This is a genomic window from Corynebacterium sp. HMSC04H06 (assembly GCF_001815935.1).
GTDB lineage: Bacteria > Actinomycetota > Actinomycetes > Mycobacteriales > Mycobacteriaceae > Corynebacterium.
Genome location: NZ_KV823453.1, coordinates 13,591 through 31,087, shown reverse-complemented (window position 1 = coordinate 31,087; position 17,497 = coordinate 13,591). Strand labels below are relative to the sequence as shown.

Here is a 17,497-nt window from a genome sequence, read left to right as displayed (position 1 = left end):
AGCGGACCGCGCCCAGCCGCGTTCTTTTGAGCAGACACGTCGCGCCGCCCCGGGGCGCTACTTAGCCGGAAACGTCCTCGAGCTGGCGGGCCCGCCAGACGCCCACCGCGCCGACCAAGGCCAAAAAGAGCAGCGCAACCGAGGGGCCGGCCAGGGCGATGAGGGCGGAGATACCGCCGACCACCAACAGCATGACGCCCATCATGGTGTTGGCCGCGCCCACGTAGTGGGTGCGCTGGTCGCCCTCGGCCATGTCCGCCACGTAGGTCTTGCGGGCCACCCGGATGGCGGTGTGCGCCAGGGTGACCACGAAGAAGCCGGCGGGCAGCAGCCACTGGTTGACCGCGGCGGGCAGGGTGGCATCGGCAGCCACGATAAGGACCAAAACCACGGAGGCTACGGCCGCGCCGCTGGCCATGACGTTGCGGGAAGACTTGTCGGAAAAGACGCCGGAGATCCGCCCGCCGATGAGCGAGGCCACCCCGGAGGCCAAGAGGAACGAGCCTAGGCCGCCCAGCAGGGTATCGCCGTTGCGCTGGGCCAGGGTAACGATGAACGTCGTGGACAGCGCGGAGACCAACAGCAGGGAGCGGACGTTGACGAATTGCCGGAAGCGGCGGTCGCCGGTGTAGAGCTGCCACGTGTCCTGCCACCAGTTGGCCGCCGGCGGCGCCTGGTCCTCCTCCGTGACGGGCTCCGCGATGTCGCGGAAGACCAGCGTGGCCGCCGCCCAGGTCAGCGAGCCGGCCACCACCAGCACGCCCAGCGCCCACTGGGGCAGCTGCCCGGTCAGCACGAGGAAAACACCGACCAGCAGGGTGGCACCGCCCCCGACCGCGGTGGCCCGGCCGGTGACCTGGCCGCGGGTGCCCTTGGAAATCGTGCGGCCCTGGACGTCCTTGCCTGCGATGGAGCACAGTGCCCGGAACACCGACAGCGCCGCGAGCGTCAGCAGGACGCCAGCGCCGAGCAGCCAGCCGCTGGCGACGATGATGATAAGGCCGATGAAGAAAGCGGAAACCGCCTGGCCGATAGAGCCCAACATCCACAGCTTCTTGCGGCTGTTGTGCGTGGTCACCCAGGGAGTGAGCGCGGCCTGCGGCAGCATGGAGCCCGACTCGCGGAAAGGTACCAGCAGGGCGGTGAAGAAGTGGGGAACGCCGGCTGCCTGGAAAGCCCACGGCAGTACCGTCTTGGCGGAGACCACCTGGTCGCCCAGGTTTTGCAGACCATTGGCCCAGACGAAACGCCGCGCGTTGTGGGATTCCCTATTCTTGTTGTCCATGGCGTCGAGCTTATTGGGTGAGGTGCTTTTTAGGTAGTAAGGCCGGCCTCGCCGCAACCCGACTGAGCAGGACTTCGGCCCGGCGGTGGGGATTAGGAGTGTGAATAAATTCGGCGAGATCTCAACCGATGTGAGATTGTGCGCGGCGGCTTAAACGCGGGGCGGCTGGCGCGGCCGGTGGCCTAGGCTGAAGAGAGTATCAATTTTCACGGTTTTGTGAAGGCAAAGGTGATTGTTTATGCCCGCTCGTGCCCATGTGCACCGCCCGTTCAACCGGCGTACGTTCTTCCGCGGCACGCTCGTCGCCGCCTTGGGGGCGGCCGCCGCCCCGGCGCTGGCGGCGTGTTCACGTAGCCAGTCGAGCCAGCAGCCCGAACCGCGCGGCTACGACGGTGAGCTGCGCGAGCTGGCCATCCCTCCTCTCTACGAGGGCTCGCTGGAGGGAAAGATCCGCACGTTCACCCTGCAGGCCCAGGCCGGCCATGCCGAAATCCTGCCGGGCCAGCCGCGCACGCGGACTTGGGGCTTCAACGGCGACTACCTGGGCCCGACGCTGCGCGCCAAGAAGGGCGAAGAGGTCAAGGTCCGCGTAGAAAACAACCTGCCGGAGATGACCACCGTCCACTGGCACGGGATGAAGCTGCCGGCCTATGCCGACGGCGGCCCGCACTCGCCCATCGAGCCGGGGAAGAGCTGGGAGCCGTCTTGGACGGTGGCGCAGCCGGCCGCCACGGTGTGGTACCACCCGCACCCGCACGGGCAGACCGCCGTGCAGGCCTACCGCGGCTTGGCCGGCATGTTCATCCTGGACGACGAGGTCTCCGAGACCCTGGAGATTCCGCACGACTACGGTGTGGACGATATCCCGGTCGTCCTCTGCGATCTCAAGTTCACCGATGATGACCAGCTGGATAACCGGATCGATGACACCCTGGGCCTGATGGGCACCACGCCGGTGGTCAACGGCCAGACCAACTGCTTCTTCCAGGCCACCACGCGCCGGGTGCGGCTGCGCTTCTTAAACGGCGCGACCATGCGCTTCTACACGCTCAGCCTGGACAACGACGCCCCCTTCCAGGTCATCGCCACCGACTCCGGGCTGCTGGGCGCTCCGGTGGAGGCCGACGATATCCTGATCGGCCCCGGCGAGCGCGTCGAAGCCCTGGTGGACTTGGCCCCGGGCGAGGAAATCAAGCTGGTCTCCCGGCCGCGCGAGGATCGCTTTGGCATCCCCGAAAACGGCGAGTATACCGTGGACTTCGGCTTCCAGGACTCCTTCGACCTGCTGACCCTGCGCGGCCCGCAGGATGACGCGCCGGAGGCCCCGGCGCTGCCGGCACAGCTCGACCCGGCCGCGCGCAAGGCGCCCGCTAGAGAAGGGTTGAAGGAGCGCACCTTCGTGCTCAACACCTTCCTTATTAACGGCGAATCCATGGACATGGCCCGCGTGGACGAGGTGATTGACCACGACAAGCCGGAAATCTGGCACGTGGAAAACGAGAACGCGGACTGGCCGCACAACTTCCACATCCACAACTCCCGGTTCAAGATTCTGGACTTCGACGGGCAGGGGATTGAGGTGCCCACCCAGGGCTGGAAGGACACCATCGACCTGCCGCCGAAGGCGACGGCAACCCTCCTGGTGGAATTCGGCTATTACCCGGACCCGACCATCCCTTATATGTTCCACTGCCACATGCTCCTGCACGAGGACGAGGGAATGATGGGACAATTCGTAGTGGTCAAGCCCGGCGAGGAACCCGACGTGCGAGTGACCCCGGCGGCGATGACCTTCGACGATCACGCCGGGCACTCGTCCGGCCACGCGGAGCACGGCTCCATCGATGCCTCCCGCAGCCCCTATGCGCCCACCAGCGGGGCCGAACCCGCGGGTGGTGCCGACGAGCCGGCCGCGCGCGGCAACCCGGGCGGGCACCAGTCCAATTTGGACGCCAAGTAGCCGGCGCAGCAGCCTAAGGCATCCGGGCGGGGAGAAGCTTTCGCGCGGATGCCTATTGTTGTAAGCATGCACGACGTCGATCCGCTCATCTCCACCCTCTATCAAGTCTTTGATCTGATCGGAGTGGTCCTCAACGGCATCATCGGCGGGACAATTGCCCGCAAGCGGGAATTCGACATCGTCGGCTTCATCTTCCTCGCGCTGTTTTCGGCGCTGGCCGGCGGCATGATGCGCGACATGCTGATCGGGGCGGGCGCGGCCGCCGCCGTCTCGGACCCGGCCTACCTGGGGCTGGCGTGCGTGGGTGCGCTCGTCGCGTTCTTAACCGATCTGAAGGGCAAGGTCTGGGAGATCTTCAAGGTTCACGGCGACGCCATCATCCTGGGCGTGTGGTCCACCACCGGGTGCGTGAAGGCGCTGTCCCACGGGATGCCGCTTATCGCCTGCGTATTCATGGGCGTGCTGACCGCCGTGGGTGGGGGAATGATCCGCGATATTGCCTCCGGGCAGATCCCGGGGATCTTCGGCGGCAGCCCGCTCTATGCGGTTCCGGCGATTGTCACCGGCGTGGTTATGGTGGGCTTTTCCAGCTCCGGACTCCAGGCACTAGGAATGTTGGTAGCGCCGCTGGTGGGCACCGGGCTGGCGGTACTGGCCTACTGGCGCGGGTGGGTGCTGGCCCGGCCCGGGCGCGCCCCCGTGAACTACACCGCGGAACACATGGCGCAATTCGTGCGGCGGGCGGGAAACCGCTGGTGGGGTGGCCGGCGGAAGTAATTTCCGCGCGCGCCAGCGATGGTGGGCCGGTGATAAACATTTCGAAACTGATAAAAATTAGTTTGCACAGGCCGCGAAAGGGCTTGAAAAAACTTTGTCATTCGTGCAAAAGGGGTGCTTCTGCACGCGTTTAAACGGTACGGGCGTATCGCTATGAGCCAATAAATGCGCTGGTTACGGTGCATTTCTGAGTGTTTGGTCACATTGCAGTCATTTTCTTGGGATTTGCAGCAAATTTATTTGCACAAGTCACGGGTGAGGGATAAAGTTACAACTAACACGAAAGGGAAATCGAGTGGTAGCCGTCACAAGGGTTTCAGATGGCAGTACCACCCGAGTCCTGAAAGTGGCTCACATATCGCACTACTGGGAGAGACAACAATGTCCACAATCATCAACCCGCAGAACGCCGCCGGGTCAGAATCCGGCTCTGGCGATTCGCAGTCCGTCAAAGCACAGAACACGGCCACGCTTCTTTCTGGCGAAAAGCCCACCGTGGATCCACGCGGTTGGCACAAGACCGACACGGTCTGGATGCTGAGCCTGTTCGGTACCGCAATTGGTGCCGGCGTTCTCTTCCTCCCGATCAACGCCGGCCAGGGCGGTATTATCCCGCTCATCATCATGACGCTGGTTGCGTTCCCGATGACCTTCATGGCTCACCGCGGGCTGACCCGCTTCATGCTCTCCAGCTCCAACCCGGACGCTGACCTGACCCAGGTGGTCGAGGAGCACTTCGGCCCGAAGGCCGGCATGGCCATGACCATCCTGTACTTCCTGTCGGTATACCCGATTCTGCTGGTCTACTCGGTCACCATCGTCAACACGGTCTCCAGCTTCATGCAGCACCAGCTGGGCATCGAGCCGCCGTCACGCTGGCTGCTGTCCGCCATCCTGGTTGGTGGACTCATCCTGATTGTCCGCATGGGCAACGACTTCGTGGTCAAGGCCATGTCCGTTCTGGTCTTCCCGTTCATCGCCATCCTGGTCCTGCTGTCTCTGTACCTCATCCCGAACTGGTCTGGCGCCCTGTTCAGTACCTTCGACATGAGCGAGGTCTCCCGCGTCTCCGGCCACGGCCTGGGTGTTACCCTGCTGCTGCTGATCCCGGTTATGGTCTTCTCCTTCAACCACTCGCCGATTATCTCCTCCTTCGCCAAGGCAAAGCGCCAGGAGTACGGTGCCGCGGCTGACAAGAAGACCGGCCAGGTCCTAGCCGCCGCTGAGGCTCTCATGGTCGGCGTGGTTATGTTCTTCGTATTCAGCTGCGCGCTGTCCCTGTCCCCGGAGAACGTGGTAGAAGCCAAGGAACAAAACATCACCATCCTGTCCTACCTGGCTAACCACTTCGATGACCCGATTATCGCTTGGGTCGCCCCGATTGTCGCCATCATCGCCGTCGCCAAGTCCTTCCTGGGCCACTACCTCGGTGCGGCCGAAGGCTTCGAAGGTATCGTCGTGAAGTCCTCCGGCGGCCACCTGCAGCGTAACAAAGCCCTGGAAACTGGCACCCTCATCTTCATGCTGGTTTCCTCCTGGCTGGTCGCTTGGGCTAACCCGTCCATCCTGGGCATGATTGAGACCCTCTGCGGTCCGACGATTGCCATCCTCCTCTTCCTGATGCCGCAGTACGCCATCCACAAGATTGACGCCCTGAAGAAGTTCCGCGGACACTTCGGCAACTACTTCATTACCGTCATCGGCATCGTGGCCGTTGCCACCATCGTCTACAACATCATCCAGGTCTTCTAAGACCACTTCCTCCGTCCCACTTCGGTAATCCCACTACGGGAATAGGAAAATTTCGGAAAGGTAATCCAACCATGTTCGTCAGTATTTTTGAAATGTTCAAGATTGGTATCGGGCCCTCTAGCTCCCACACCTTGGGGCCAATGAAGGCCGGCCGCCAGTTCGTGGATGAACTCGAGCGCGCCGAAATCATCGACCGGGTCGACCGCATCCACGCAGAGGTCTACGGCTCCCTGTCCCTGACGGGCAAGGGCCACGCCACTGACGACGCGATCATCATGGGCGTGGCGGGCAACGAGCCCGAGACCGTCGACATCGACGATATGCCGGTCTTCCTGGCCAAGGTACGCGCCACCAACAAGCTGGAAATCGGCTCCGCCGAGCGCATGGTCAACTTCGACGACATCGTCTTCCGCTCCGATTTCCACCCGGCTCACGAGAACACCATGTCCCTGACCGCCTACAACGGCGACGAGGTCGTCATGGAGAAGATCTACTGTTCCATCGGTGGCGGCTTCATTGTGGAGGCTGAGGAAGTCGGCGGCGCCTGCGCCCCGCACCAGCCGGTGCCGTACGCGTACCCGACCGCGGCGGCCCTGCTCGACCTGTGCCGCCGCCACGACCTGTCCATCCCGGAGTTGGCCATGGCCAACGAAATCGAGGCTCACGGCGAGAACGCAGTGCGCGAGCACATGGCCAAGGTCTGGGACGTCATGAAGGAAGGTATCCAGCGCGGCATCACCACTGAGGGCACGCTGCCGGGCAAGCTGCACGTTCCCCGCCGCGCAGCCGTGCTGTACAAGCGCCTGACCGAGAAGCCGAACGGCGGTAACGACCCGCTGAGCGCAATGAGCTGGCTGAACGTCTTCGGCCTGGCCGTCAACGAGGTCAACGCCTCCGGTGGGCGCGTGGTTACCGCTCCGACCAATGGTGCCTGCGGCATCGTCCCAGCCGTGCTGGCTTACTATGACAAGTTCATCTCTCCAGTCGACGAGGACACCTACCGCGACTACTTCCTGACCTGCACCCAGGTGGGCGCGCTGTTCAAGATGAACGCCTCCATCTCTGGCGCTGAGGTTGGTTGCCAGGGTGAGGTGGGCGTGGCCTGCTCCATGGCTGCGGCCGGCCTGGCCCAACTCATGGGTGGCACCCCGGAGCAGGTGTGTGCCGCTGCCGAAATCGGCATGGAACACAACCTGGGCCTGACCTGTGACCCGGTCTGCGGCCAGGTGCAGGTGCCCTGCATCGAGCGCAATGCTGTCGGCGCCGTCAAGGCCGTCAACGCGGCCCGCATGGCCCTGGAACGCGAGTCCGACCCGACCGTGTCCCTGGACAACGTCATCGAGACCATGTACCAGACCGGTAAGGACATGAACTCCAAGTATCGGGAGACCTCCGAGGGCGGTCTGGCCACCGTTCTCTTCCCCCGACTGCTGCCTTGCAGCTAAACTTACGGAATACGTAAGAAAACTCATAGCAAAAGATTGAACCCCACCAGAGATAAGGAACCCGGACATGCACACGGCTTTGAAAGACCTCATCACCTCTGCACCGGTGAAAGACACGGCCGACCTGCATGCCCGCTACGTTCCTCTGGTGGAGTTCATGGGCCAGGCGATGGGACCCAACTGCGAGGTTGTGCTGCACGATCTGACCGTGCCGGATGAGTCCATCATCGCCATCGTCAACAGCCACATCAGTGGCCGTGAGGTCGGCGGTCCGGTGACGGACTTCGCCCTGTGGTTCATGAAGCAGGGCTCTCACGACTCCATCCCGTTCGTGGCGGGCTACCGCTCAGTCAACGCCGTTGGCCGTATCTGCCGTTCGTCCAGCTACTTCATCCGGGATGAGTCCAACGAACTCATCGGGATGGTCTGCGTGAACGTTGACATCACCGAACTTGTCAACGTGCAGCGCCTAGCCGGCAGCCTCATCGGCGAATCCCGCGACAGCGCTGCTGAGGGAGCTCCCATGCCGACCACGGCCGAGGCCAAGCGCCGGGTGGTGGAGCTCGCCCAAGCCACGAGCGCGGCTGCCGTCTCCAATACCACCAACTACGGTTCAGACGAGGAAAAGGAAGAAAGCCACCACTCCCTAGAAAGCTTGCGGACCAACCTGGAGTCCCTCCTAGAGTCCATGCTGGATACCGCACTAGAAAAGCAAGGCGCTGCGCCAAACCAGATGCGTCGAGACGAACGTCTGGAAGTTGTTGCGGACCTTGAAGAAGCAGGATTCTTCCTGCTCAAAGGTGGAATCGCCGCAGCAGCGGAGCGTCTGGAAGTCTCCGAGCCCACTGTGTACCGCGACCTCGTGAAGGTCCGCACCTAAGCAGCTCGGAGCTGCGATATGGAAGCGCCCCCGCAGGTGACCTGATGGTTGCGTGCGGGGGCGTTTTTAGCGGACTAGGGGGTCATTAGACCTCGCCGCCGAGGTAGACGGGCACGCCGTGCGTGCGCATCGCGAGCTCGCAGGCGCGCTGCTCCCAGCCCAGGCTGCGACCGTCGAGCTGCTGTTCCGACTCGGTGCCCGGGTAGACGACGATCGTCTCCTGGTCGTGCAGGCGGCTAAGCTCGGCCGCGTCCTTGTCCATGCGGGCAAATAGGGCGTGCACGTCTTCGCAGATCCCCATCGGGATGCGCATGGCCCCGGCGATCCAGCGGGCGTAGGTGCGCGGGGCGACGTTTAGGGCGTGGGCCATGCCGGCGTTGTCCAAACCCAGCAGGTGCTGGGAGGCCTTGAGCTCGCCGCGGGTGATGGAGACGGGAGCCTCAGTCACCTCGTACTTGACGTCCGGCACGTCCCAGACGTGGATGGCCAAATCGCGCAAAGTATCCGAATTTAGCGGACGCGGGTCGTTGATCTCCGCGACCTCCTCCTCGTCCAATTCGGACTCATCGAGAAGGGAGACCGCGTGGACCTGGTCTAGCCAGCAGTCCATATTTATGCCCTGGTCCAAGGCCTCGTCGACGAGCTTCTTGCGCACTTCCGAGAGCGTTTCGCCCCAGACCTCCAGGTCGTAGTCGAACTGGGCCGCGCTGATGATATAGGTCATGTCTTAACTCCTTGGTCAAAGATGAGGGGAGTGGGTTACCAGAACTGTGTGGAGCGCCCGTTGTCTCGCTCAGGCGGCAAGGGCATCCGCACCTGCGGCGGTGACGGGGGTGGTGGTGACGCGTTCGGTGAAGACACTTGTCTTGTGCATTTCGGACTCTCTTCCGTACTAGATGGCCGGGACCTTTTCCCTTGCCGTTTGAGTCCGAGCTTATGCGGCAATCAGATGCTTGTCTAGTGCTAGGCGCGGTAAGTGGGGAGCGAGGAATTCCACGACGAAAAACAAAAATTAGCCCGTGGAAAGTCTGGGTTGGTTGGACGGCGGATATGTAAAAACCCGCCCTACCAGTGAAAACTGCTCAGGGCGGGTAAATGGACAGCTTCCCCACCAGGACTCGAACCTAGAATGACGGTACCAAAAACCGTAGTGTTGCCGATTACACCATGGGGAATCACGACGCTTCATAGGTGTGGCGTTGTGCCCTAACAGACTACCTTACGGGTCGGGGATTTGAATAATCGGGTCGTGGCGTCGTAGGGAGGGTGGGCGACGGCGTCGTGGATGGGTCGGTGAGGCCCGGGCACTGGGCGGGGTGGCAGGCCCGGTGGTGCCTGCAGGGGGCATCGGCGGCTAGGCTTTAAGGCATGGTGAAACGACGCATGACGGGCCGCCAGCGGCGCGAACAGCTGCTGGCTGTGGGCCGGGCGGCCTTTGCGGAGCTAGGTTTCGACGGGGCTAGTGTCGAGGAAATTGCGGCGCGGGCTGGGGTCTCAAAACCGGTGGTCTACGAGCACTTCGGGGGCAAGGAAGGGCTCTACGCGGTGGTTGTTGACCGGGAGATGGTGGCGCTGGAGGCCGTCATTACGGAGGCGATCGAGCACGGCAGCTGGCGGGAGCGCATTGAGCAGGCCGCGCTGGCGTTGTTGACCTACGTGGAGGAGGAAACCGACGGTTTCGTTATCCTGGTGCGCGACTCCAAGCCTGGCACGGAGCGCTCCTACGGCACGTTGTTGAATACGGCGGTTGGCCAGGTCAGCTATATACTGGGCCGGGCTTTTGCCCGCCGGGGCCTGGACGAGGAATTGGCTACGCTCTATGGGCAGGCGCTGGTTGGGATGGTTTCCACCACGGCACTATGGTGGCTGGATGTACGCCAGCCGGACAAAGAGGTCGTGGCCGCGCATATTGTTAATTTGTGTTGGAATGGGCTATCCGGCATGCAAGCCCAGCCGAAGCTCGTCGCGCCGCCGGCCGGTGGCGCGGGGCAGACACAGGAAGAGGAGAATTAATGACGGCAATGCTGGCCGGCCTGCTCAAGGTCGCTGCCTCCGATCCGAAGCTTAAAGGCCTGGTCGCCCAGGTGGGGGAGCGTGCCCTGCACATCACTGGCATTGACCAGGCTCGTCCCTGGGCGATTGGCACGCTGGCCAACCAGGCGCCGGTGCTGGTGGTCACCGCGACCGGCCGTGAGGCGGAGGATCTCAGCGCCGAACTGGCCGCCATGCTGGGCGATGCCGTGGCTTATTTCCCTGCCTGGGAGACGCTACCGCACGAGCGGTTGAGCCCGGGCGTGGATATCATCGGCCGCCGCGCGCAGGTCTTGAACCGGCTATCGCGCGGCGACGTGCGCGTGGTGGTTACCGCGGCGCGCGGTTTTAGCCAGCCGATCCTCCAGGAGGTGGAGGGCCGGGCGCCGATCCACCTCGCGGAGGAGGAAGAACACGACCTCACCGGGCTCGTGGAGGCCCTGGACTTTAAGGCCTACCGCCACGTGGACATGGTGGCCCGGAAGGGTGAATACGCCATCCGCGGCGGGATTCTGGACGTCTACCCGACGACGCTGGACTACCCGGTGCGCGTGGAGTTCTGGGGCGACGAGATTACCGATATCCGGCAGTTCTCCGTGGCCGATCAGCGTACCATCCCGGAGATTGAGGTCGGCGCCGTCGACGTCTATCCCGCCCGCGAACTGCCCGTTACTGACGCGGTTGCGCGGCGGGCCGGGGAGCTGGCCCAGAAGCACCCGGGCAATCCGGCCCTGGTGGAGCTGCTGACCAAGCTGGGCGAGAAGATCCCCGCCGATGGCATGGAGGCGCTGCTGCCGGCGCTAAGCGATGCCCCGATGGTCACCCTGACGGACTTCCTGGACGCGAGCGCCCACGTGGTTCTGGTGGCGCCGGAGAAGATTCGCACGCGCATTTCTGACCTGGTCGACACGGACGCGGAGTTCATGGCCGCCGGCTGGGAGGCCGCCGCCATGGGCGCGGACGGCCCGCTGGCCACGGAGGGCCTCGACCTGTCGGCGGCCAGCTTCCGCGACTACGACGAACTGTCGGACCTGGTCACCGACTCCGGGCGCCCGCTGTGGACCTTCGCCCCGCCCGGCATATTCGCCGCCGACGAGGCCGAGACCCTGCCGCTCGAATTCGAGCCGGGCCCCACCCCGCGCGGGGATCTCAAGGCCATCGACCAGATGATGGCTGAGCTGCTCGCCCACACCCAGGCCGGCGGCGGGGCGGCGTTCATCGCGCCCGCCCACGGCGCCATCAAGCGCATGGTGGAGCGTTTCGCCGAGAAGGGGATCCCCACCGAGGTTGCCACCCCGGGCTGGGAGCCCAGCCCGGGCAAGGTCACCCTGTACCAGGCGCTCAGCCACGCCGGCCTGGTCTTCCCCAAAGTTCGCAAGCTCAAGGACGCGGAAGCCCTGCCGCTGGTCGTCATCACGGAAACCGACCTGACCGGTAACCGCGTGGGCGATATCGCCGGCGCCAAGCGCCGCCCGGCCAAGCGCCGCAACAAGGTCGATCCCCTGGCCCTGAAGCAGGGCGATTTCGTTGTGCACGAAACCCACGGCATCGGCCGCTTTATGAAGATGGCCGAACGCACCATCAAGGCCGGGGACGAGACCTCCCGGCGCGAGTACATCGTGCTGGAATACGCCGCCTCCAAGCGCGGCCAGCCGGCGGATCAGCTGTGGGTGCCCATGGACTCGCTGGACCTGCTGAGCAAATACACCGGAGGCGAGGCCCCGAAGCTGTCCAAGATGGGCGGTTCGGACTGGAAGAACACCAAGAAGAAGGCCCGGGCCGCCGTGCGCGAAATCGCCGGCGAGCTGGTGGAACTCTACGCCAAGCGCCAGGCCGCCCCCGGGCACGCCTTCGCGGAGGACTCGCCCTGGCAGCAGGAGATGGAAGACAACTTCCCCTTCGTAGAGACCGAGGATCAGATGCTGGCCATCGACGCGGTCAAGCACGACATGGAATCCACCGTGCCGATGGACCGCGTCGTGGTGGGAGATGTCGGCTACGGCAAGACCGAGGTCGCCGTGCGCGCGGCCTTCAAGGCTGTCCAAGACGACAAGCAGGTCGCGGTCCTGGTGCCGACCACGCTGCTGGCCCAGCAGCACTACAACACCTTCACCGAGCGCATGGCGGGCTTCCCGCTGGAAGTGAGGGTGCTCTCCCGCTTTACCACCCAGAAGGAGGCCAAGGAGATTATCTCCGGCCTGGCGGATGGCACGATCGACATCGTCATCGGCACCCACCGCCTGTTGCAGACCGGGGTGTATTGGAAGCAGCTGGGGCTCATCATCGTGGACGAGGAGCAGCGCTTCGGCGTCGAGCACAAGGAACACATCAAGGCGCTCAAGGCCTCGGTTGACGTGCTGACGATGTCCGCCACGCCCATCCCGCGCACGCTGGAGATGTCCATGGCCGGCATCCGCGAGATGTCCACCATCCTCACCCCGCCGGAAGACCGGCACCCGGTGCTGACCTATGTCGGCGCCTACGAGGACAAGCAGGTCGCGGCCGCCATCCGGCGCGAGCTGCTGCGTGACGGCCAGACCTTCTTCATCCACAACAAGGTCGCGGACATCGAAAAGAAGGCGCGCGAAATCCGGGAGCTCGTGCCGGAGGCGCGCGTGGTGGTCGCCCACGGGCAGATGCCCGAGGAAGTCCTGGAAAAGACCGTGCAGGGCTTCTGGGACCGCGAGTATGACGTGCTGGTGTGCACGACCATCGTGGAGACCGGCCTGGACATCGCCAACGCCAACACCCTGATCGTGGAAAACGCCCACCACATGGGCCTGTCCCAGCTGCACCAGCTGCGCGGCCGCGTGGGGCGCTCCCGCGAGCGCGGCTACGCCTACTTCCTCTACCCGAAGGGCGCAACCCTCAGCGAGACCAGTTACGACCGCCTGGCCACCATCGCCCAGAACAACGACCTGGGCGCCGGCATGGCCGTGGCGATGAAGGACCTGGAGATGCGCGGCGCCGGCAACGTGCTGGGCGCCCAGCAGTCCGGACACATCGCCGGCGTCGGCTTCGACCTCTACGTGCGGCTGGTGGGCGAGGCCGTGGAGACCTTCAAGGCCCTGGCCAAGGGCGAGACCCCGCAGGTCACCGACGAGGCCCCGAAGGAAATCCGCATCGACCTGCCAGTGGACGCGCACATCCCGGAGCGCTACATCAACTCCGAGCGCCTGCGCCTGGAGGTCTACCGCAAGCTGGCGGCCTCCCAGGACGACAACGACCTGCGCGCCGTCCGCGAGGAGATGGAGGACCGCTTCGGGCCTGTGCCCACCGAGGTCCTGCGCCTTCTGGCCGTGGCGCGGCTGCGCCACCAGGCGCGCCGGGCAGGCATCTCCGACGTCACGGTGCAGGGCACCCGCCTGAAATTCCACCCAGTCGAGCTGCTCGATTCCAAGCAGGTGCGCCTCAAGCGCCTGTACCCGGGGTCGAACTACCGCGCCGCGGCCCAGGCGCTGCAGGTGCCCTTCCCGAAGGCGGGCCGCAACGTCACCTCCCCGCAGCTGCGCGATACGGAGCTGGTGCAGTGGGTGGCCGATTTCATCTCCGCCATGTTCGACGTGGACAAGGTAGACGTCACCGGCGACGATCCGGGCAAGCCCGCACCGAAGGACAAAAAGAACGTGATTTCGGTGGGGCAGTAGCCGCTGCTGGCTGAGAGCCGAGAAAAGACAGCTTCCACCTCGCGACTTCCCCGTCAGACAATTTAGTTTGGCGGGGGTAAGTTTTTCTCTTAATGAAAATTGGCACCATGACCTGCGGGTGTCATAAAGCACTTTATGGCGTTAACAGTGTTATCGGGCATAACATTGAGTAAAATTGGCCTCGGCCCTGGTTCGCTTCGGCAACTACCTGGAAGGGTGTGCGCCGCGTCGTGTTAACGCTGGTCTTTGCAGGTTTCGCACGCGGGGTAAGGCCCTAGCGTGGTTCCTTTGCCACTTCTACGCTGCTGGTTACGGCACTTGCGCCAGTACGTGTTACCCCCACCGAAGAAGCCACGGGTGACTTGTTCAAGTGGTCCGCCTAGAGCAGTGAGCAACGTAGAAAGGAACCAACCGCTATGTCTGAACAATTCCGCGCCGCGGTCGTCGAAGAATTCGGCCCCCGGCTCAACCTCGAGGACATTGGCCTGCCAGAGCCCGGCCGCAACCAAGCGCTGGTCAAGAACATCGCCTCCGGCATCTGCCACACTGACGTCCACGCCGCCGGCAGGGACTGGCCCGTCAAGCCGGAACCGCCCTTCGTGCCCGGCCACGAGGGTGTTGGCGAGGTCATCAAGCTGGGACCGGGCGAGCACGACGTCGAGGTAGGTGACATCGTGGGTAACGTCTGGCTCTGGTCCGCGTGCGGCACCTGCGAATACTGCCGCACCGGCCGGGAGACCCTGTGCAACGAGGCCGAATACGGCGGCTACACCGTCGACGGCTCCTTCGGCCAGTACATGCTGGTCGATACCCGCTACTGCGCGCGCATCCCAGAAGGGGCCGACCCCATCGAGGTGGCCCCCATCCTGTGCGCCGGCGTGACGGTCTACAAGGGCCTGAAGGAAGCAGAGACCAAGCCGGGCCAGTTCATGGTGATTTCCGGCATCGGCGGCTTGGGCCACGTGGCCGTCCAGTACGCCGTGGCCATGGGCATGCGCGTTATCGCCGTGGATATCGCCGACGACAAGCTAGAGCTCGCCAAGAAGCACGGCGCCGAGTTCGCCGTCAATGCCAAGGACCAGGACCCGGCCCAGGCCGTGGAAGAATACACCAAGGGCGGCGCCCACGGTGTGTTGGTGACCGCGGTCCACCCGCAGGCCTTTGGTCAGGCCATCGGCATGGCGCGCAAGGGCGGCACCATCGTCTTCAACGGCCTGCCCCCGGGAGACTTCCCGGCGCCGATCTTCGACATCGTCTTCAAGGGCCTGACCATCCGCGGCTCCTTGGTCGGTACCCGTCAGGATCTGGAAGAGGCGCTGGACTTCTACGCCCGCGGCAGGATCAAGCCGACCGTCACCGAGGTCAAGCTGGACGACGTCAACGACGTCTTCGACGGCCTCATCAACGGCGGTGTGGACGGCCGACGCGTCATTCGCTACTAGCTAGTACGCGACAAGTCCAGCGAAAAGCCTGGTTGCTTCATTGAGAGCAACCGGGCTTTTCGCGTGCCTGGGCCGTGTGATCTTTAAAGTGGCGCTGCTAGCTGAGGCTGAGCGAGCCGGTGCTCAGTCCCCAGATGGCGACGACGGCGCCGATGGTCACGATGGCGACCACACCCCACTCGAAGGCGTTGAAGACGCGCTCGCGCTTGTACAGGCGGGTGCCGACGTAAGGAACCATTCCCGGAATGACGGCCAGGGCGCCAAGGAGCACGTATACCGGATCGGCGGCGTAGATGAGCCAGACGGAGTATATGAAGGCGACCAACGCGATGGCGAAGTGGCGGCGGTTGTCCCGGCGGCTGACCTTAGGCCCGGAGATATCAAAGCGCACGCCGGCGTGCGGGTGGTTTAAGCCCTTGCCGCGCACCGCGAGCAGGAGCAGGTAGAACGCGGAGAAGATGTAGGGCAAGAGGTACATGATGGTGGCCAGCTGCACCATGGCGTTGTAGGAGGTCTCATTTAGGTAGAAGATGATGATGAAGACTTGGATGACCGAGGTGGAAATCAGCTGCGCGACCCACGGGGCGCCGGCCACGTTGACGGTGCCGATGCGGCGGGGGATAAGCCCATCGATAGCCATCATCACGATGGGCTCAGCGCACAGCATCTGCCAGGAGACGTAGGCGCCCAGCACGGACAGGCACAGACCTAGGGAGATGAGCGCGCCGCCCCACGGGCCGACCACGGCGCTAAGCACCGAGGCCATGGAGTTATCCGGCAGCGCGGCGAGCTCTTCCTGGCTCAGCACGCCGAAGGACAGCGTGGACACGGAGACCAGCAGCGCGAGTACGGAGAAGAAACCCACCACCGTCGCGCGGCCGACGTCGCCGCGGGTGCGGGCCTGCTTGGAGTAGACGGACGCGCCCTCCACGCCGATGAAGACCCAGACGGTAAAGAGCATGATGCCCTGGACCTGCTCGAAGAGGCTAGCCTCGGAGGCCCGGCCCCAGAAATCGAAGGTGAACTTGTCCCAGCTGAACCCGAGGAAGGCCACCAAAACGATGAAGGACAGGATGGGGACCAGCTTGGCCACGGTGGTCACCAGGTTCATGAAGGCAGCCTGCTGGATGCCGCGGGCCAGCACGGCGAAGATGAGCCACGTCATGGCCGAGACGGCTAGGGCGGAGGTCCACTGGTGATCCGCGTTAAAAAACGGGATGTAGTGGCCGACGGTGTTGAAGAAGAGGGTGGCGTAGCCGACCTGCGCCATGACCGAACCCAGCCAGTAGCCCCAGCCGGAGGTAAAACCGATGAAATCACCCAGGCCGGCGCGCACGTAGGAATACACGCCGGAGTCGAGGTTGGGCTTGCGGTGCGCCAGGATCTGGAAGACGAAGGCGACGGACAGCATGCCGACGCCGGCGATGAGCCAGCCAATGAGCATGGCGCCCGGGCCGGCCACGGAGGCGATGTTTTGCGGCAGGGAGAAGATGCCCGCGCCCACCGTGGAGCCGATAATGAGCGCTACCAGCGTCCATAGCGTCACGGAGTGGGAGCGGCCCGTCGCTGCCACCACCGGGGAATCTTGATTAGTCACCCGTTAAAGCTATCGTGTATACCGCCCGCAAGGGAATTCAGCGAAGGCGACCCCCTATACTCGGGGTCTATGACTGTCCTGCTGCTCGATGAACGTTGGCCCACCCTGATCCCCCTGCAGGCGCATGGCCGGCTTTCCGGCCCGGTGTCATTCACCAGCGAAGTTCCCGTGAAGGTGCGGTGGAATTTCTCCGATCTGGTCGCCGGGGAATCGCCCGAGGGTGTGCTTGTGACCACCGATGAGAATGACCCGGAGGTCCAGCGCCGGCTCGCTGCGGACGAGGCGGTCATCGAGGCCGAGTCGCGGCAGGACCCGGTCGGCCAGGCGCAGCGCGTGATGACCCGGGCCTTGCACATCGGGGAGTGGGAGCGCGCGCAGACGCACACCAGCCTCCTGCCGTACCTGGAGGAAGAATCCGCCGAGTTCGCCGAGGCGGTGCGCTCCGGATCGGACGAGTCCGAGCTCTGTGCTGAGCTAGGCGACGTCTTCCTGCAAGTGCTCTTCCACGCCGAAATCGCCAGCCGCCGGGGTGCTTTCGAGTTCGCGGACGTGGCGGCCAGCTTTGTGAACAAGATGCGGCAGCGCAGCCCCTACCTCTTCGACGGCACGCGCACGGTCGTGCCCAGCGAAGAGCAGGAGCGCCTCTGGCAGGAGGGTAAGGCCCGCAGCCGCCGTTCCTAG

Annotated in this window: 12 protein-coding genes; 9 read left to right on the top strand and 3 right to left on the bottom strand. The window is 64.1% G+C overall.

Annotation, left to right across the window (positions count from 1 at the left end; translation table 11 throughout):
• Positions 1-61: 61 nt before the first annotated feature.
• Positions 62-1,285: an MFS transporter gene (locus tag HMPREF3067_RS09960; protein ID WP_070769568.1), complete on the bottom strand. Its 1,224-nt coding sequence runs from the start codon at positions 1,283-1,285 to the stop codon at positions 62-64.
• A 238-nt stretch (positions 1,286-1,523) separates the two neighbouring features.
• On the opposite strand from HMPREF3067_RS09960, the gene HMPREF3067_RS09955 reads away from it, so the two are divergent.
• From HMPREF3067_RS09955 to HMPREF3067_RS09935, 5 genes are all read left to right on the top strand, one after another.
• The gene (locus HMPREF3067_RS09955) at positions 1,524-3,245 is read left to right on the top strand and encodes a multicopper oxidase family protein (protein ID WP_083319267.1); all 1,722 of its coding nucleotides are present in this window, start codon (positions 1,524-1,526) and stop codon (positions 3,243-3,245) included.
• A 66-nt stretch (positions 3,246-3,311) separates the two neighbouring features.
• Complete coding sequence (locus tag HMPREF3067_RS09950; protein ID WP_070769566.1) at positions 3,312-4,022, top strand: trimeric intracellular cation channel family protein; 711 nt, start codon at positions 3,312-3,314, stop codon at positions 4,020-4,022.
• 381 nt (positions 4,023-4,403) lie between these two features.
• Positions 4,404-5,774 carry an SLC5/6 family protein gene (locus tag HMPREF3067_RS09945; protein ID WP_083319266.1) on the top strand — a complete coding sequence of 457 codons (1,371 nt, stop codon included), beginning with the start codon at positions 4,404-4,406 and terminating at the stop codon, positions 5,772-5,774.
• Between the two features lie 71 nt (positions 5,775-5,845).
• Positions 5,846-7,219, top strand: coding sequence for an L-serine ammonia-lyase (locus HMPREF3067_RS09940; protein WP_070769565.1), 1,374 nt, complete (start codon positions 5,846-5,848; stop codon positions 7,217-7,219).
• 67 nt (positions 7,220-7,286) lie between these two features.
• Positions 7,287-8,099 carry a helix-turn-helix transcriptional regulator gene (locus tag HMPREF3067_RS09935; protein ID WP_070769564.1) on the top strand — a complete coding sequence of 271 codons (813 nt, stop codon included), beginning with the start codon at positions 7,287-7,289 and terminating at the stop codon, positions 8,097-8,099.
• 85 nt (positions 8,100-8,184) lie between these two features.
• Here HMPREF3067_RS09935 and HMPREF3067_RS09930 read toward each other — a convergent pair whose 3' ends face one another.
• Positions 8,185-8,823 carry a hypothetical protein gene (locus HMPREF3067_RS09930; RefSeq protein WP_070769563.1) on the bottom strand — a complete coding sequence of 213 codons (639 nt, stop codon included), beginning with the start codon at positions 8,821-8,823 and terminating at the stop codon, positions 8,185-8,187.
• A 644-nt stretch (positions 8,824-9,467) separates the two neighbouring features.
• On the opposite strand from HMPREF3067_RS09930, the gene HMPREF3067_RS09925 reads away from it, so the two are divergent.
• The 3 genes from HMPREF3067_RS09925 to adhP all read left to right on the top strand — a co-directional run bounded on the left by HMPREF3067_RS09925 (position 9,468) and on the right by adhP (position 15,219).
• On the top strand, positions 9,468-10,112 hold the full coding sequence (locus tag HMPREF3067_RS09925; RefSeq protein ID WP_070769562.1) for a TetR/AcrR family transcriptional regulator: 645 nt from the start codon (positions 9,468-9,470) through the stop codon (positions 10,110-10,112).
• An 8-nt stretch (positions 10,113-10,120) separates the two neighbouring features.
• The gene (mfd, locus tag HMPREF3067_RS09920; RefSeq protein ID WP_070769601.1) at positions 10,121-13,777 is read left to right on the top strand and encodes a transcription-repair coupling factor; all 3,657 of its coding nucleotides are present in this window, start codon (positions 10,121-10,123) and stop codon (positions 13,775-13,777) included.
• 416 nt (positions 13,778-14,193) lie between these two features.
• On the top strand, positions 14,194-15,219 hold the full coding sequence (gene adhP / locus HMPREF3067_RS09915) for an alcohol dehydrogenase AdhP (protein ID WP_070769561.1): 1,026 nt from the start codon (positions 14,194-14,196) through the stop codon (positions 15,217-15,219).
• Positions 15,220-15,316: 97 nt separating this feature from the next.
• On the opposite strand, the gene HMPREF3067_RS09910 is transcribed toward adhP, so the two are convergent.
• Positions 15,317-16,816 carry an amino acid permease gene (locus HMPREF3067_RS09910; protein ID WP_070769560.1) on the bottom strand — a complete coding sequence of 500 codons (1,500 nt, stop codon included), beginning with the start codon at positions 16,814-16,816 and terminating at the stop codon, positions 15,317-15,319.
• Between the two features lie 69 nt (positions 16,817-16,885).
• On the opposite strand from HMPREF3067_RS09910, the gene HMPREF3067_RS09905 reads away from it, so the two are divergent.
• On the top strand, positions 16,886-17,497 hold the full coding sequence (locus tag HMPREF3067_RS09905; protein ID WP_070769559.1) for a MazG nucleotide pyrophosphohydrolase domain-containing protein: 612 nt from the start codon (positions 16,886-16,888) through the stop codon (positions 17,495-17,497).

Excerpts from the sequence above, each read along its gene's own strand:
- HMPREF3067_RS09960 (WP_070769568.1), bottom strand. The coding sequence starts at position 1,285 with ATGGACAACAAGAATAGGGAATCCCACAACGCGCGGCGTTTCGTCTGG.
- HMPREF3067_RS09955 (WP_083319267.1), top strand. The coding sequence starts at position 1,524 with ATGCCCGCTCGTGCCCATGTGCACCGCCCGTTCAACCGGCGTACGTTC.
- HMPREF3067_RS09950 (WP_070769566.1), top strand. The coding sequence starts at position 3,312 with ATGCACGACGTCGATCCGCTCATCTCCACCCTCTATCAAGTCTTTGAT.
- HMPREF3067_RS09945 (WP_083319266.1), top strand. The coding sequence starts at position 4,404 with ATGTCCACAATCATCAACCCGCAGAACGCCGCCGGGTCAGAATCCGGC.
- HMPREF3067_RS09940 (WP_070769565.1), top strand. The coding sequence starts at position 5,846 with ATGTTCGTCAGTATTTTTGAAATGTTCAAGATTGGTATCGGGCCCTCT.
- HMPREF3067_RS09935 (WP_070769564.1), top strand. The coding sequence starts at position 7,287 with ATGCACACGGCTTTGAAAGACCTCATCACCTCTGCACCGGTGAAAGAC.
- HMPREF3067_RS09930 (WP_070769563.1), bottom strand. The coding sequence starts at position 8,823 with ATGACCTATATCATCAGCGCGGCCCAGTTCGACTACGACCTGGAGGTC.
- HMPREF3067_RS09925 (WP_070769562.1), top strand. The coding sequence starts at position 9,468 with ATGGTGAAACGACGCATGACGGGCCGCCAGCGGCGCGAACAGCTGCTG.
- mfd (WP_070769601.1), top strand. The coding sequence starts at position 10,121 with ATGCTGGCCGGCCTGCTCAAGGTCGCTGCCTCCGATCCGAAGCTTAAA.
- adhP (WP_070769561.1), top strand. The coding sequence starts at position 14,194 with ATGTCTGAACAATTCCGCGCCGCGGTCGTCGAAGAATTCGGCCCCCGG.
- HMPREF3067_RS09905 (WP_070769559.1), top strand. The coding sequence starts at position 16,886 with ATGACTGTCCTGCTGCTCGATGAACGTTGGCCCACCCTGATCCCCCTG.